The 15693-nt window shown below is 65.4% G+C and carries 13 protein-coding genes and 1 pseudogene; 7 read left to right on the top strand and 7 right to left on the bottom strand.

Going from position 1 to position 15693, the window contains the following annotated elements; genetic code table 11:
- Positions 1–2675: pyruvate carboxylase (locus ABZD10_RS05735; RefSeq protein ID WP_372885185.1), on the bottom strand; the 2675-nt coding region annotated here is incomplete at its 3' end.
- Between the two features lie 245 nt (positions 2676–2920).
- Here ABZD10_RS05735 and ABZD10_RS05740 point away from each other — a divergent pair.
- Positions 2921–3382 carry a rhodanese-like domain-containing protein gene (locus ABZD10_RS05740; RefSeq protein ID WP_372885186.1) on the top strand — a complete coding sequence of 154 codons (462 nt, stop codon included), beginning with the start codon at positions 2921–2923 and terminating at the stop codon, positions 3380–3382.
- Here ABZD10_RS05740 and ABZD10_RS05745 read toward each other — a convergent pair.
- A complete protein-coding gene (locus ABZD10_RS05745) occupies positions 3375–4508 on the bottom strand; it encodes an alpha-hydroxy acid oxidase (RefSeq protein WP_372885187.1) in 1134 nt (377 codons plus the stop codon). The genes ABZD10_RS05740 and ABZD10_RS05745 overlap by 8 nt on opposite strands.
- A gap of 114 nt (positions 4509–4622) precedes the next feature.
- Here ABZD10_RS05745 and ABZD10_RS05750 point away from each other — a divergent pair, with 114 nt between their 5' ends.
- Entirely contained in the window at positions 4623–7037 is a 2415-nt protein-coding gene (locus tag ABZD10_RS05750) for an ATP-dependent helicase (protein WP_372885188.1), read from the top strand.
- A 436-nt stretch (positions 7038–7473) separates the two neighbouring features.
- On the opposite strand, the gene ABZD10_RS05755 is transcribed toward ABZD10_RS05750, so the two are convergent.
- Positions 7474–7689 carry a DUF1127 domain-containing protein gene (locus ABZD10_RS05755; RefSeq protein ID WP_372885189.1) on the bottom strand — a complete coding sequence of 72 codons (216 nt, stop codon included), beginning with the start codon at positions 7687–7689 and terminating at the stop codon, positions 7474–7476.
- Between the two features lie 245 nt (positions 7690–7934).
- On the opposite strand from ABZD10_RS05755, the gene ABZD10_RS05760 reads away from it, so the two are divergent.
- Positions 7935–9008: an Mrp/NBP35 family ATP-binding protein gene (locus ABZD10_RS05760; RefSeq protein ID WP_372885190.1), complete on the top strand. Its 1074-nt coding sequence runs from the start codon at positions 7935–7937 to the stop codon at positions 9006–9008.
- Positions 9009–9288: 280 nt separating this feature from the next.
- Entirely contained in the window at positions 9289–10080 is a 792-nt protein-coding gene (locus ABZD10_RS05765) for a hypothetical protein (RefSeq protein ID WP_372885191.1), read from the top strand.
- 117 nt (positions 10081–10197) lie between these two features.
- On the opposite strand, the gene ABZD10_RS05770 is transcribed toward ABZD10_RS05765, so the two are convergent.
- Together ABZD10_RS05770 and ABZD10_RS05775 are read right to left on the bottom strand one after the other, a co-directional pair.
- The gene (locus tag ABZD10_RS05770) at positions 10198–10683 is read right to left on the bottom strand and encodes a DUF2244 domain-containing protein (protein WP_372885192.1); all 486 of its coding nucleotides are present in this window, start codon (positions 10681–10683) and stop codon (positions 10198–10200) included.
- A gap of 144 nt (positions 10684–10827) precedes the next feature.
- On the bottom strand, positions 10828–12492 hold the full coding sequence (locus ABZD10_RS05775) for a cytochrome c oxidase subunit 1 (protein ID WP_372885193.1): 1665 nt from the start codon (positions 12490–12492) through the stop codon (positions 10828–10830).
- A gap of 285 nt (positions 12493–12777) precedes the next feature.
- Here ABZD10_RS05775 and ABZD10_RS05780 point away from each other — a divergent pair, with 285 nt between their 5' ends.
- Complete coding sequence (locus ABZD10_RS05780; protein WP_372885194.1) at positions 12778–13635, top strand: oxaloacetate decarboxylase; 858 nt, start codon at positions 12778–12780, stop codon at positions 13633–13635.
- A 65-nt stretch (positions 13636–13700) separates the two neighbouring features.
- On the opposite strand, the gene ABZD10_RS05785 is transcribed toward ABZD10_RS05780, so the two are convergent.
- Positions 13701–14150, bottom strand: coding sequence for a cytochrome c family protein (locus ABZD10_RS05785; RefSeq protein WP_372885195.1), 450 nt, complete (start codon positions 14148–14150; stop codon positions 13701–13703).
- A gap of 196 nt (positions 14151–14346) precedes the next feature.
- Here ABZD10_RS05785 and ABZD10_RS05790 point away from each other — a divergent pair, with 196 nt between their 5' ends.
- Both ABZD10_RS05790 and ABZD10_RS05795 read left to right on the top strand, forming a co-directional pair.
- Complete coding sequence (locus ABZD10_RS05790) at positions 14347–14802, top strand: Lrp/AsnC family transcriptional regulator (protein ID WP_372885196.1); 456 nt, start codon at positions 14347–14349, stop codon at positions 14800–14802.
- A 3-nt stretch (positions 14803–14805) separates the two neighbouring features.
- Complete coding sequence (locus ABZD10_RS05795; protein WP_372885197.1) at positions 14806–15435, top strand: LysE family transporter; 630 nt, start codon at positions 14806–14808, stop codon at positions 15433–15435.
- A 9-nt stretch (positions 15436–15444) separates the two neighbouring features.
- On the opposite strand, the pseudogene ABZD10_RS05800 reads toward ABZD10_RS05795, so the two are convergent.
- A pseudogene (locus tag ABZD10_RS05800) lies at positions 15445–15693 on the bottom strand (lipoate-protein ligase B); the annotation flags it as partial.

Raw genomic sequence — 15693 nt, forward strand, 5'->3', positions numbered from 1 at the left:
CCCTGGCTGACCATCATCAGCGCCATGTCGCCGACCACTTTCGACGACGGCGTCACCTTGACGATATCACCGAACATCTGGTTGACGTCGGCATAGGTCTGGGCGACCTCGTGCCAGCGCTCTTCCAACCCCAGCGAACGCGCCTGCGCCTTGAGGTTGGTGAACTGGCCACCTGGCATCTCGTGCAGGTAGACTTCCGATGCCGGCGCCGCGAGGCCGCTTTCGAAGGCCGCGTATTGCGCCCGCACCGCTTCCCAGTAGTCGCTGATCCCGCGCACTGCGCCGATGTCGAGGCCGGTGTCGCGCTCGGTATGGCGCAGGGCCTCGACGATCGAGCCGAGGCAGGCCTGCGAGGTGCCGCCCGAGAAGGCGTCCATCGCCGCATCGACCGCGTCGACACCGGCGTCGGCGGCGGCCAGGATGGTGGCGCCGGCAATGCCGCTGGTGTCGTGGGTGTGGAAGTGGATCGGCAGGCCGATTTCTTCTTTCAGCGCCTTGATCAGCACCTTGGCCGAGGCCGGTTTCAAGAGGCCGGCCATGTCCTTCAGGCCCAGCACATGGGCGCCGGCGGCCTCGAGCTCTTTGGCCATGTCGACATAGTACTTGATGTCGTACTTGGCCCGGTCGGGGTTGAGGATGTCGCCGGTATAGCAGACCGTGCCTTCGCAGATCTTGCCGCTTTCGACCACCGCGTCCATGGCGACGCGCATGTTCTCGACCCAGTTCAGCGAGTCGAAGACGCGGAACACGTCGACGCCGGTCTCGGCCGACTGGCGGACGAACTCCTGCACCACGTTGTCAGGGTAGTTGGTATAGCCGACGCCGTTCGAGGCCCGCAGCAGCATCTGGGTCAGCAGGTTGGGCATGGCGGCGCGCAGGTCGCGCAGGCGCTGCCAGGGGCATTCCTGCAGGAAGCGATAGGCGACGTCGAAGGTGGCACCGCCCCAGCATTCGACCGAGAACAGCTGCGGCAGGTTGGCGGCATAGGCCGGGGCCGCCTTGATCATGTCGATCGAGCGCATCCGGGTCGCCAGCAGCGACTGGTGGCCGTCGCGCATGGTGGTGTCGGTCAGCAGAAGCTGTTTCTGCTCTTTCATCCAGTCGGCGACGGCCTGAGCGCCCTTGTCTTCCAGCAGGTTGCGGCTGCCATAGGCCGGCTCGGCCCGGTTGACCGGGGCCTTGGGCGGCTTGATGTCGGCCGGGGGCATGGGGCGATCGGTGGTTTCCGGGTGCCCGTTCACGGTGATGTCGGCGATATAGGTCAGCACCTTGGTGCCCCGGTCCTTGCGCTTGGCAAAGCGGAACAGCTCGGGCGTCTCGTCGATGAACTTGGTGGTGTACTGGTTGGTCAGGAAGGTCGGGTGCTTCAGCAGGTTCTCGACAAAGGCGATGTTGGTGCTGACGCCGCGAATACGGAACTCGCGCAGGGCGCGGTCCATGCGGGCAATCGCCTTCTCGGGCGTCGGCGCCCAGGCGGTGACCTTGGTCAGCAGCGAGTCATAATAGCGGGTGATGACCCCGCCCGCGTAGGCGGTGCCGCCGTCGAGGCGGATGCCCATGCCGGTGGCCGAACGATAGGCGGTGATGCGGCCATAGTCGGGGATGAAGTTGTTCTGCGGATCCTCGGTGGTGATCCGGGTTTGCAGCGCGTGGCCGTTGAGCCGGATGTCATACTGGCTGGCCTTGCCGGTCGCCTCGGCGATCGACTTGCCCTCGGCGATCAGGATCTGCGCCTGAACGATGTCGATGCCGGTGACTTCCTCGGTCACGGTATGCTCGACCTGAACCCGCGGGTTGACCTCGATGAAATAGAACTGCCCGGACTCCATATCCATCAGGAATTCGACGGTGCCGGCGCATTCATAGTTCACATGGGCGCAGATCTTGCGGCCCAACTCGCAGATTTCTTCGCGCTGGGCTTCGGAAAGATAGGGCGCGGGCGCGCGTTCGACGACCTTCTGGTTGCGGCGCTGCACCGAGCAGTCGCGTTCGTAAAGGTGGTAGATATTGCCCTGCGTGTCGCCGAGGATCTGCACCTCGACGTGGCGGGCGCGGGTGATCATCTTTTCCAGATAGCCCTCGCCATTGCCAAAGGCGGCCTCGGCCTCGCGGCGCCCCTCGAGCACCTTTTCCTCGACTTCCTCGGCCGAGAAGATCGGACGCATGCCGCGACCGCCGCCGCCCCAGGAGGCCTTGAGCATCAGCGGGTAGCCGATCTTGGCCGCCTCGGCGCGGATCGCGTCCAGGTCGTCGCCCAGGACCTCGGTTGCCGGGATCACCGGCACGCCGGCGGCGATCGCCACCTTGCGGGCCGAGGCCTTGTCGCCAAGAGCGCGCATGGTTTCGGCCTTGGGGCCGATGAAGGTGATGCCGTTGGCGGCACAGGCATCGACGAAATCGGGGTTCTCGGACAGCAGGCCGTAACCGGGGTGGATCGCATCGGCGCCGCTTTCCTTGGCGACGCGGATGATCTCGTCGATCGAGAGATAGGCCGCGACCGGACCCATGCCTTCACCGATCCGATAGGCCTCGTCGGCCTTGAAGCGGTGCAGCGACAGCTTGTCCTCTTCGGCAAAAACCGCCACCGTGCGCTTGCCCATCTCGTTGGCGGCGCGCAGCACGCGGATCGCGATTTCGCCACGGTTGGCGACAAGGATCTTGGAAAACTCAGTCATGGGCAGGCGCCCCCTTTCGGTGTCTGTCCGTTACATTCGCGGGCGAAGGTAAGGGTATGCTGCATCGCAGCGCAATACCCAGAATCAGGGAAATGTAACATTTTGGTAAGGTTTTGTTCCCAGATTCGCCCATTATGTTCCCTTAAACGGTGTCGTGAGGCCGGGCAAATCGGGTTGCGACCCATTGCACGCCGAATCCGGCTGTGGCAAAAACGGCATGATATTTCAGATATGGAATGTGTGTAATGAAGACACGTCGCGACTTTCTGATCGGCCTCGGTGCCGCCGTCGTCCTGCCGAGTCTGGCGGTGGCCGAGGGGGGAGTCCTGAGTGCCGGGCAGGCCATGCAGGGGCTGGCCGACGGGACGCTGATCCTGATCGACCTGCGCACGCCCGAGGAATGGCAGGACACCGGCGTTGCGCGGGGGGCATGGCCGCTGGACATGACGCAGCACAGTTTCGGCGGCGACCTGCTGCGCGTGATCGAGCGCAACCCGCAGCATCAGGTGGCGGTGATCTGCCGGACCGGGCGGCGGTCGGCCTATATGGTCGAGGTGCTCGAACGCAACGGCATTCACGGCGTTCTGGACGTCAGCGAAGGCATGGCGGGCGGGCGCAACGGGCGCGGATGGATCCCCTCGGGCCTGCCCACGGTCACCGCCGAAGAGGCGCTGGCGCGACTGCCCGGAGATCTCACCGTCAGGTGACCAGCCGCTGTTTCAGTCCGTCGAATGAGGCGGCCCCGATCTGACCCATGTTGGCGCGCAGGTCCTGGGCCAGGATATCGGCCAGATGGTCGGGGCCACGGGCCCCCAGCGCCGCCAGCGCATAGTGAAAGCCGCGCCCCAGCATGATGAAATCGGCGCCAAGGGCGAGGCCGCGCAGAATGTCGAGCCCGGTCTCGATGCCGCTGTCGAGGATCAGCGGCAGGTCGGTCGCGGCGCGGATCGCGGGCAGCACCTCGATCGTCGCCGGGCAGGCGTCGAACTGGCGCCCGGCATGGTTGGAAACCCAGAGCGCGTCGACCCCGGCCTGTTGCAGCGGCTGCGCATCGGCGGCCCGCATCACGCCCTTGACGATCAGCGGCCCCTGCCAGTGGTCGCGCAGCCAGTGCAGATAGTCCCAGTCGGGCGAGGTGCGCAGAAGATAGCCGGCATGGGCGGTCGAGTTCATCCCGCGCACCCGGCCGGCATAGTCGTCGATCAGCCGCATCCGGGGCAGGCCGTGGCAGAGCGTGCCCAGGGCCCAGGCCGGGCGCCGGGCGATCTGCGCCAGAAGGCGCGGGGTCAGTTTCGGCGGTGTCGTCAGCCCCGAGCGCACCTGTCTTTCGCGGCGGCTGGCGACCGGCACGTCCACGGTCAGGACCAGCGTGCGGAACCCGGCGGCGCGCGCCCGGTCCAGCATGTCGCGGCGGATCTCGGGGTCGCGCGGCGGGTACATCTGGAACCACCCCCGCGCGCCGAGATGCGGCGCCACCTGCTCGGGTGTCCGGCTGGCCACGGTCGACAGGCTATAGGGGATCTCCAAGCGCTTCGCTGCGGCGGCCAGCAGCCGTTCGGCATCGGGCCAGATCAGCCCCGACATGCCGACCGGCGCGATTCCGAACGGCAGCGGATGGTGCTGCCCGAGAAGCTCGCGGCCAAGATCGGGGGTGATTTCGCCATGCAGGATCGAGGGGTCGAACAGCACCCGGTCCAGCGCCGCCCGGTTGCGCGCCCTTGTGCGTTCGTCGCCGGTGGCGCTGTCGAGAAACTCCCAGACGAAATGCGGCATGCGGCGCCGGGCTTTGGCGCGCAGGTCGCTTAGGGCGGGGTATCGGGCGTGCAGATCCATGGGGTATTTCTCCGGGGCGGGGCCGCAATTGTCCACAGGTTTCGCGGTGCAGGGCGTGGAACATAATGCGAACGTGGCTTTCCCTTGCCCTCCGCAAAGGCTACATTGCCCGCCATGAGCAATTTCGACGAATTCGACGCCTTCGAGGGCGCCTCGCTTGCCAGCCGCGCCATGGCCGCGCGGCCGACGCCCTATCTGGACGAGCTGAACCCGGCGCAGCGCGAGGCGGTGGAGATGCTGGATGGGCCGGTGCTGATGCTGGCCGGCGCCGGGACCGGCAAGACCAAGGCGCTGACGGCGCGGATCGTGCATCTGCTGAACACCGGGCGGGCCAAGCCCAACGAGATTCTGGCGGTGACTTTCACCAACAAGGCGGCGCGCGAGATGAAGGATCGCGTCGGCAACATGCTGGGCGGTGTGGTCGAAGGTGTACCGTGGCTGGGCACCTTCCATGCGATCTGTGTCAAGCTGCTGCGGCGCCACGCCGAGCTGGTCGATCTGAAGTCGAACTTCACCATTCTCGACACGGATGATCAGATTCGCCTGCTGAAACAGCTGATCCAGGCCAATAATATCGACGACAAGCGCTGGCCGGCGCGGCTGCTGGCCAATCTGATCGACGGTTGGAAGAACAAGGCGCTGACCCCGGAAAAGCTGCCTGCGGCGGATGCCGGGGCCTTCAACCATCGTGGGGGCGAGCTTTACGAACAGTACCAGACCCGCCTGCGCGAGCTGAACGCGGTGGATTTCGGCGACCTTCTGCTGCACATGGTCACCATCTTCCAGAACCACCCGGACATTCTGGCGCAATACCAGCGCTGGTTCCGCTATATCCTGGTCGACGAATACCAGGATACCAATATCGCCCAGTATCTCTGGCTGCGGCTTCTGGCTGGCGGGCACAAGAACATCTGCTGTGTCGGCGACGACGACCAGTCGATCTATGGCTGGCGCGGCGCCGAGGTCGGCAACATCCTGAAATTCGAAAAGGATTTCCCCGGCGCCCATGTGGTGCGGCTGGAGCAGAACTATCGCTCGACCCCGCATATTCTGGCCGCCGCCTCGAATGTCATTCGCGGCAACGAGGGCCGGTTGGGCAAGGAGCTGTGGACCGCCGCCGAAGAGGGCGAGAAGGTGCGGCTGATCGGCCATTGGGACGGCGAGGAAGAGGCGCGCTGGATCGGCGAGGAGATCGAGGCGATGCAGCGCGGCACCCGGGGCATGGCGCCGAAATCCCTGAACGAGATGGCGATTCTGGTCCGCGCCTCCCACCAGATGCGGGCCTTTGAAGACCGTTTCCTGACCATCGGCCTGCCCTATCGGGTGATCGGCGGGCCGCGATTCTACGAACGGCTCGAGATTCGCGATGCCATGGCCTATTTCCGCGTCGTGGTCAGCCCGGAGGACGATCTGGCGTTCGAGCGCATCGTCAACACGCCGAAACGCGGCCTCGGCAACGTGGCGCAGCAGAAGATCCAGACCTGCGCCCGTGACCACGGGGTTTCGCTGGTCGAGGGCGCGCGCATTCTGCTCGCGGAAAAGGGCATCGGCGGCAAGGGCGGCAAGGAGCTGGCCCAGTTGATCGACGGTATCGCGCGCTGGCGCGCGCATCTGGTCGGGCCGATGGTGGAGGTCGGCGGCGACGAGGCGGTGCTGGACGATGGCAGGCCGCAGCTGGTGCGGGGCGCGCCCGAGCATAGCCATATCGAGCTGGCCGAGATCATCCTCGACGAATCCGGCTATACCGCCATGTGGCAGAACGACAAGACGCCCGAGGCGCCGGGGCGGCTCGAGAACCTCAAGGAACTGGTCAAGGCGCTGGAAAGCTTCGAGAACCTGCAAGGGTTTCTCGAACATGTCAGCCTGATCATGGACAATGAATCCGAGACGGATGAGCCCAAGGTCACCATCATGACCCTGCATGGCGCCAAGGGCTTGGAATTTCCTGCCGTCTTCCTGCCGGGCTGGGAGGACGGGCTGTTCCCGTCGCAGCGCAGCATGGACGAAAGCGGCCTCAAGGGGCTCGAGGAGGAACGGCGGCTGGCCTATGTCGGCATCACCCGCGCCGAAGAGATCTGCACCATTTCCTTTGCCGGCAACCGCCGCGTCTATGGCCAATGGCAGTCGCAGATGCCGTCGCGGTTCATCGATGAGCTGCCCGAGGACCATGTCGAGGTGCTGACCCCGCCGGGGCTGTATGGCGGCGGCTATGGCGCGGCCGCGGCGACCGGGGCGGCGATGGATCAGCGGGTGGCCAGCGCCAATACCTACAACTCTCCGGGCTGGAAACGCATGCAGGCGCGGTCGGGCGAACGCGGGCTGTCGCAGCCAAAGGAAAGCCGGGCGCCGGTGATCGACCTTAGCGCGGTATCAAGCTTCACCCTTGGCGACCGGGTGTTCCACCAGAAGTTCGGCTATGGCAGCATCACCCATATCGAGGGCGACAAGCTGGAAGTGGCCTTCGAGAAATCGGGCACCAAGAACGTGGTGGCCAGTTTCGTCACCGCCGCCGACGACGTGCCGTTCTGACAATTCCCGCCTTTGGCCCGGCTTGGGGCCGTCCGATGCAAAAAAACGGCGACGCCAGGGAGGAGGGCGTCGCCGTTCTTCTAGGCAGGTCGCTCAGGGAGGAGGGAGCTGCCTGCTGTCCGTTGGGCCGATGGCCCGGATTTTTGAGCAGCAACCCCATAGGGAGGAGGAAGGGGTTGCTGCTGATGTCAAGACCACCACAGGGAGGAGGAGAGGCGGCCTTGATCCCGGTGGGCCACAGGGCCCGAATTTTGAATGCGGCGACACCGGGGAGGAGGAGAGGTGCCGCCGCGTTTTTACAAGAGGCCTCGCAGGGAGGAGGAGTGAGACCTCTTGATCTGTTGGCCCGCGGGCCGGAAACTCGCGACGATCAAAGGGAGGAGAAGATCGCCGCTGTGACAGGAAAACCGAGGGAGGATGGTTTTCCGTGTCGAATTCAGACTTCGTACACCGCCTGGTAGGCGACGCGTTTCAGCATCGAACGATGCAGGCCCATGTCGGCCAGCTGCGCGTTGGGCAGGGCGCTGAGTTCGTTCAGCGTCTTGCGGTAGAGACGCGCCTTGCGGAGCCGCTCGAGCAGGTCGGCGGCAACGGTCGCAAGGCGTCCGGTCGTGCCCTGGGCGGCGGTCTGTTCCGTGCTGGCAAAGGCCATGATGTCACCTCGGTATTCAGGAAACGCTGTTCGCTGTGTTGTTGCGAAATGGATATATGTTTGTGCTGCAGGTGCACAATGCACAGCTCTGCAATGCCGCTATGCAGCATGCGAATAGGCGACGCAGGGTCAATTGAAATGCCGGCACGGCGACATAGCTGGTTGAAAACGCGTGATGAAAGCGCAAAGCCACTTGCCCCCGGCCTGAATTGATAGTCTGTGGGGGGACGACAAAGGAGACGGACATGGCTGTGACGGAAACCCGAATTCGCGAAGCGCTGGCGCGGCTGGAGCTGCCCGACGGTGGCAATCTGGTCTCGCGCGACCTGCTGCGCGCGCTGACCATCGACGGCGCCAGCGTGCGTTTCGTGATCGAGGCGCCGAGCCCCGAGGTGGCCCGTCACATGGAGCCGCTGCGCAAGGCCGCCGAACAGGCGGTGGCGGCGCTGGAGGGGGTCGACAGGGTCTCGGTGGCGCTGACTGCGCATGGGCCGGCACCGGCCAAGGCAGCGCCGCCCAGCCTGAAGATCGGCGGTCATCCCAAGCCGCAGTCGGGCCCGACCGAGGTGCCCGGCGTGAAAAGCATCATCGCCATCGCCTCGGGCAAGGGCGGTGTCGGCAAGTCGACGGTGTCGAGCAACCTTGCCGTGGCGCTGGCCAGACAGGGGCGTCGCGTCGGGCTGCTGGACGCCGATATCTACGGCCCGTCGCAGCCGCGCATGATGGGCATCAACAAGCGCCCGGCCTCGCCCGATGGCAAGAGCATCATCCCGTTGCAGGCCCATGGGGTGACGCTGATGTCGATCGGTTTCATGCTGGAAGAGGACAAGGCGGTGGTCTGGCGCGGTCCGATGCTGATGGGGGCGTTGCAGCAGATGCTGGGCCAGGTGCAATGGGGCGAGCTGGACGTCTTGCTGATCGACCTGCCGCCGGGCACCGGCGATGTGCAGCTGACCCTGTGCCAGAAGACCAAGATCAGCGGCGCGGTGGTGGTGTCGACCCCGCAGGACGTGGCGCTGCTGGACGCGCGCAAGGCGATGGACATGTTTGCCACGCTGAAGACGCCGGTCCTGGGGCTGATCGAGAATATGTCGACCTATGTCTGCCCCAACTGCGGACACGAGGCGCATCTGTTCGGTCATGGTGGAGTTGCGGCCGAGGCCGAGAAGATCGGAGCGCCCTTGCTGGGGCAGTTGCCGATCGACCTCGAGACCCGGCTGGCCGGCGATGGCGGCACGCCGATCGCGGCCGGAAACGGCCCGATGGCCGAGGCCTATGCCCGCATCGCGGCCGGGCTGGTCAAGGGCGGGCTTGCCTAGGCCGGGGCGGGTGGTTTCGTAAATCTCTGAAATATTGCGAAGTTAACGTATTGGCTGATTTTCAGTACGGGGGAACACTCCTGTGTTGCAAAACAGGCGCATGAAATGTTTCTTTTTCCTGCCGTGATTGTTCGGGGTGGTTTCGGCTTCTAACGTTGGGGGTGACGTTAACGGGCCGGGTAAGACGATGCTGCGCATTGCGAGCCGAACCAGCGAGGCAGGACCATTCTTGGCGGGGTGTGCGCCGCGGAACGTGGCCACCCGGAAGCTGCGGCAGCCCGTGAAGGCCACCCTTTTCAGTCTGGCGCTCGGCGCGGTGATCGTCACCGGAGCCCCCTTGTCGGGGGAACCGGCACCGGGGGTTTTGGGCCGCCCCCCGGTCGCAGGCGCCACGGATCCCGGTCATTCCGACCTGTCCCCGGCCTTCGTCTCATTCGAGGAGTTTCGCCGGCGCAGCTCGGCCCAGGAACTGATTTCGGGTCTGGGGGATTTCCGCAGATCGGCACTACGCGAGACCCTTGATGGCTGGCCGGGGCCCCTGCGATACGCGGTGCTGACCGCCGCGGCGGTGCTGGCTCTTCTCGCGCTCTGGGGGCTGGCCGGCGTCGGCCGGTCGGTTCATGGCATCTTCCGACACCGACGCGCCTGCCGGATCGAAGCGGTCCTGATGGCCGATCTTCAGGAAATGGACGGGGTGATCACCGTGCTTGGCCGCCACGGGTGCCGCTTCGTGCCGAGAACCAGATCGGGGCGGGCGCTTTTGTCCCGGCTGCTGAAGACACCGGGCCTGGCCGAGTTCGAGCTGTTCATCGACGGAAGGCGGTTTGCGGTTCTCGCCGAGGGGCACGGCGGTGCGTTTTCGGCGTTCTATTTCCTGCAGCCGATGTCGCGGGAGCTGCATGCCGGGCTGTTGCGCCTGTCGCTGAGCGCGCCCTATCTGGTGGCGCGCGTCGGGGCCGCGTCGAGCCGCGGGGTCTGGCGGCGGCAGGTCAAGGCCCGCGCCACCCGGCTGAAGGAGATGCGGGCGACCCGCGCAATCGGGCGCCAGAAGGGCGCCGGGCGGGCGGTCTGAGGTTTCGAGAGGGCGGGGGCCCGGGACGGCCGGTATTTTGGCGGCATCCCGGGCCCGGGCATTCCTGACAGAGAGGCACCTGCCACCGCTGGCGGGGCCCGCCCCCGGCCAAGCCGGTCAGGGGCTGCGGTTGCGCCCGAGATAGGCCAGCAGTTCGCCGAACAGCCGGCGGCGTTCCTCTTCGCTGAGAAAGCGGCCGATCTCGACCTCGCGGCCGTTGCCCGACAGGGTCAGATAACCGGGCACCGGCCCCCCGGTCTCGTGCAGCTGCGCCCGCACCCAGTAGATGTTGCAGCGCCAGTCGAGGGGCGGGCCGTCCGGCGCGTGGTGGCGGAGGATGAGGTCGTCGCCGGAACGCCGCAGCGTCTCGAGGATCTCGCCGTCGCGATAGGAGCGTTCCAGCCCCCACCAGAGGCCGCCGACCACGGCAAGGAGGAAGGGCAGGATGCCCCAGAGATAGACCGTGCCCAGCACGCCGAAAAGCGGCAGGCTGCCGAACAGGAAGGTCAGCAGAACCACCGCCGCGAAGCCCCGGCGCGGCAGCGAGCGGTGCGGGCGCAGCGTGAGGATGGTTTCGGCCTCGGGTGTCCAGGCATAGGGCATGGTGGTTTTCCGCGCTTCCGGCAGGGGCTCTGCCCCTCGCGCCTGCGGCGCTCACCCCGGGATATTTGCAGCAAGAGAAAGGTATAAAGAAAAGGGGCCCCGGATGCGCTCCGGAGCCCCATGTCTTGGTGTCGGGCGCGGCGCTTAATGCGCGTGTCCCTTGTCCCAGTCTTCCTGCTTGGGCAGGATTTCGAAAGTGTGTTCGGGCGGCGGGCTGGGCAGGGTCCATTCCAGCGTGTCCGCGTGCTCGTTCCAGTAGTTGTTCTCGGTGATCCGGGCGCCGCGCAGCAGCGTGTAGATCACGATGCCGAAGAACAGCACGAAGGATGCGAAGGACAGGAAGGCGCCCCAGGAGCTGACCTCGTTCCATTTGGAGAAGGCCTCGGGGTAGTCGATATAGCGGCGCGGCATGCCCTGACGTCCCAGGAAGTGCTGCGGGAAGAAGGTCAGGTTGACGCCGATGAAGAACATCCAGAAGTGGATCTTGGCGGCAAATTCCGGATACTGACGGCCCGACATCTTGCCGAGGTAGAAGTAGATCCCGGCGAAGATGCAGAAGGCCGCGCCCATCGACATGGTGTAGTGGAAATGCGCCACCACGTAATAGGTGTCGTGATAGGCGCGGTCGACGCCGGCCTGGCTGAGCACGATGCCGGTCACGCCGCCGATGGTGAACAGGATCAGGAAGCCGAGCGCAAAGAGCATCGGCGCCTTGAACTCGAGCGAGCCGCCCCAGAGCGTCGCGATCCAACTGAAGATCTTGACCCCGGTGGGCACCGCGATGACCATGGTGGCCAGCATGAAGTAGGACTGCTGGGTCAGCGACATGCCGACGGTGTACATGTGGTGCGCCCAGACCACGAATCCGAGGCCACCGATGGCGATGATCGCCCAGACCATCGGCAGGTAGCCGAAGACCGGTTTGCGGGCGAAGGTGGCGAAGATGTGGCTCACCAGACCGAAGCCCGGCAGGATCACGATATAGACTTCCGGGTGGCCGAAGAACCACAGGATGTGCTGGTAGAGGATCGGATCACCGCCACCGGCCGGATCGAAGAAGGTGGTGCCGAAGTTGCGGTCGGTCAGCAGCATGGTGATGGCGCCGGCCAGAACCGGCAGGCTGAGCAGGATCAGCCAGGCGGTGACGAAGATCGACCACGAGAACAGCGGTACCTTGAACAGGGTCATGCCCGGGGCGCGCATGTTGAGGAAAGTGGTGATCATGTTGATCGCGCCGAGGATCGACGAGGCGCCCGAGACGTGCACTGCGAAGATCGCCAGATCCATCGAATAGCCGCCCTCGGTGGTCGACAGCGGCGGGTAGAGCACCCAGCCGACGCCGGAACCGAGCTGGTCGTTGCCGCCGGGGCTGAACAGCGAGGCCACGCCAAGCGCCACGCCGGTGACATACATCCAGAAGCTGAGGTTGTTCATGCGCGGGAAGGCCATGTCCGGCGCGCCGATCTGCAGCGGCATGAAATAGTTGCCGAAACCGCCGAACAGCGCCGGGATCACCACGAAGAACATCATCAGCACGCCGTGATAGGTGATCAGGACGTTCCAGAGATGGCCGTTGGGGGTACATTCGGCCGAGGAGGCGATCAGGCGCGCGCCTTCGAGGCACATGTACTGAACGCCGGGCTCCATCAGCTCGAGCCGCATATAAACGGTGAAAAGGACCGCGATCAGGCCGACGAGGGCCGACACGATGAGATAGAGTATCCCGATGTCCTTGTGGTTTGTTGACATGAACCAGCGTGTGAAAAATCCACGCTCGTCTTCGTGGCCATGAATGGCTGCGTCCGCCATGCCGTGCCTCCTGTTGGTACATTTAGGGGCGCAGGGAGATTCCCCCCATGCGCCCTGGATCATCGCCTTTTTTAGAGGCCTGCGCCGGTTGTCGCAATCACAGTATTTGACCTAGATCAAAAAAAGTGTCGCAGGGCGTTTGATTTGGGTCAAAATCGGGGGGTGGTGCCGGTTCAGGGGGGAGTCTGCATGATTCACCCGGTGGGTCGAGCCCGTGTCGGGGGGGGGAATCTGTTCGCCCAATGTTCTAGTTGCATGTTAGAACGGCGACATCAACAGGGCGCAATGGTAGCGAGGCGTGAAATGGACCAGCAGGCGAAATTCGAAGCCTTCGCGGCCCTGCATCGCGGCCCCGGGGTGCTGGTCATGGGCAACCCCTGGGATGCGGGCACGGCAAGGCTGCTCGAGGCGGCGGGCTTCGCAGCGCTGGCCACCACCAGTGCCGGCTATGCCTTTTCGGTCGGGCGGCTGGATTCGGCGGCCGGATTGGGCCGGGAGGAGATTCTCGGCAATGCCGCCGAGATCGTCGCCGCTACGGCCCTGCCGGTGACGGCCGACCTGGAGGACGGGTTCGGCGCGGCGCCGGAAACCTGCGCCGAGACCATCGCGATGGCGCTGGAAGTCGGGCTGGTCGGTGGGTCGATCGAAGACGCCACGGGAGACGGGCATGCACCGATATACGGATTCGACCTTGCGGTGGAGCGGGTGCGGGCGGCGGCCGAGGCGGCACGTGGCAAACCGTTTCTCCTGACGGCGCGGGCCGAGGGGTGCCTGTGGGGCGAGGCGGATCTGGACCAGATCATCGGTCGGTTGGTGGCCTTTTCCGAGGCCGGGGCGGATGTGCTCTATGCGCCGGGCCTGCCGGATCTGGCGGCGATCCGCGCCGTTTGCCGGGCGGTGGACAAGCCGGTGAATGTGGTGATGGGGCTGCGGCCGCCGTTTCATTCCGTTGCCGAGCTGGCCGATGCCGGGGTGCGGCGGATCAGTGTCGGCGGCTCGTTCGCGCGGGCGGCGTTCGGCGCGGTGCGCGCCGCCGCCCGCGAGGTGCTGGAGGAGGGGCGCTTCGGCTATGCCGAGACGGCGATGCCGGGGGCGGAGATCGCGGCGTTGATGTCAGGCAGGAAAGTGCCGGACCGGCGGTAACGGCGGGGCAAAGAAAAACCCCGCGCGGCGCGCCGCACGGGGTTCGAACAGGGCTGATCGCGGGGTTACTGCGATGCGCTGTCGCCTTCGGCGGCTTCCTCGGCCATCGGGGCCGGGGCGACCGAAGCCAGATAGGCAGCGACATCTTCGCCGCCCTTCTTCAGCTTGAAGGTCATCTTGCTCTTGGTCGGGAAGCCGTTGTCTTCCAGAAAGCCCTTGGCGTCGGCGGCGAAGGCGGCCAGGCTCTCTTCGGTCCAGACGAAACCGGCTTCGGCGGCTGCCGCCAGGCCGTCACCGTATTTGAAGTCTTCCGAGCCGGCAACGCGGCCGACCACGCCGTAGAGGTTGGGGCCGGTCTTGCCGCCCTTGAAGACGACTTCACCCTCGGGCGAAACGATGGTGTGGCAGGATTTGCATTTCTTGAAGGCTTTTTCGCCCTTCGCGGCGTCGCCTTCTGCATAAGCGGGCGCGGCCAGTGCGATGGCGGCTGCAGCTGCTGCAATAAGGGTTTTCATGAGCTGTACCTCGAGTTCGGGTTAACGTGAGCGTCCGGGCCGCACATTCTGATATGTGGCCCCGATGTGCAACCGGCAAAATAGCGCGGTCTGGCCGTGTTGCAAATTAAGTATCAGATTTATGTTTTTGTGAAATACGCCGATTGGTCGGAAAAAATGTTGAGGAATCGGCGCGGTGCTGTGCATATGTATGGTTATGGATGAGATTGACAGGAAAATTTGCGAAATTCTGCAGGGGGCGGGGCGCGCCTCGAGTGCCGAGATCGCGACCAAGGTCGGGGTTTCGGTCTCGACCGCCCACGAGCGCGTGCGCCGGATGGTGGCCGAAGGGGGGATTCTCGGCTGGGCGGCGCGGCTTGATCCCGAACGTGCGGGGGCGGGTCTGTGCTGCTTCGTGCTGGTCGACATGGCCTATGACGGGGAGGCCGAGGCCTGCGCGGCATTGGCGGCGCATGACGAGGTGATGGAGCTGCACCATATCAGCGGCGCGCATTCCTACATGATGAAGCTGCGGCTGCGGGATACGCGGGCCTTGCAGGACTTCCTGACAGAACACGTGAAACCGCTGGCGGCGGTGCTGCGCACCGAAAGCATGATCTCGCTCGAGGCGTTGAAGGAAAGTGCCGCGCTGCGAATTCGCGCGCCGGGCTGAGCCATGCTGTGGGCGGTGTTCCTCAAGGGTTTGGTGATGGGGCTGGCGGTGGCGGCCCCGGTCGGGCCGATCGGGGTGCTGTGCATCCGCCGCAGCCTGGCGGACGGGCGTGCCGCCGGGCTGGCCACCGGAATGGGGGCGGCGACGGCCGACGCCGCCTATGGTCTGCTGGCGGCACTGGGCTTCGCCGCGACCGGGGTGCTGGTCGCCTATGCCGGGCCGATGGCAATCGGCGGGGGCGCGCTGCTGGTGTGGCTGGGGCTGTCTTCGGTGCGCGCCTTTCTGCACTTTGACGGAGAGGTAGCGGCGATCAGCCCTGCGCGCGCGCATGGCACGCTGTTCAAGAGCTGGGTGACCACCTTCCTGCTGACCATGGCCAACCCGCTGACCATTCTGACCTTTGTCGGCATGATTGCCGGTCTCGGCGCGGTGGCGGGCAGTGCGCCGATGGCGCCCTTCTGGCTGGTCGCGGGGGTGTTTTTCGGCTCGGCCCTGTGGTGGCTGTTCCTGGTGCAGTTGGCGCTGAGCATCCGCAGCCGCATGACACCGGCACTGACCCGGTGGTTCGACCTGATCTCGGGCGCTGTTCTGGTGATCTGGGGGGCGCAGATCGCGCTGGGGGCTTTGCCCTGATCCCGGGGCTCAGTCGCCGAAGACCTCGGCAAAGCTGCGTTTCAGCGCCACGTCGACATCATCCATGGTCACCGGCAGCCCGAGATCGACCAGCGAGGTGACCCCGTGTTCGGTGATGCCGCAGGGCACGATGCCGGTGAAATGCTCGAGGTCGGGTTCGACATTGATCGAGATGCCGTGGAAGCTGACCCATTTGCGCAGGCGGATGCCGATGGCGGCGATCTTGTCCTCGGGTTTCTGCCCGGTCGCGGTCAGCGG

Origin of the sequence: Shimia sp. (assembly GCF_041624275.1) — a bacterium.
Taxonomy (GTDB): domain Bacteria; phylum Pseudomonadota; class Alphaproteobacteria; order Rhodobacterales; family Rhodobacteraceae; genus Shimia.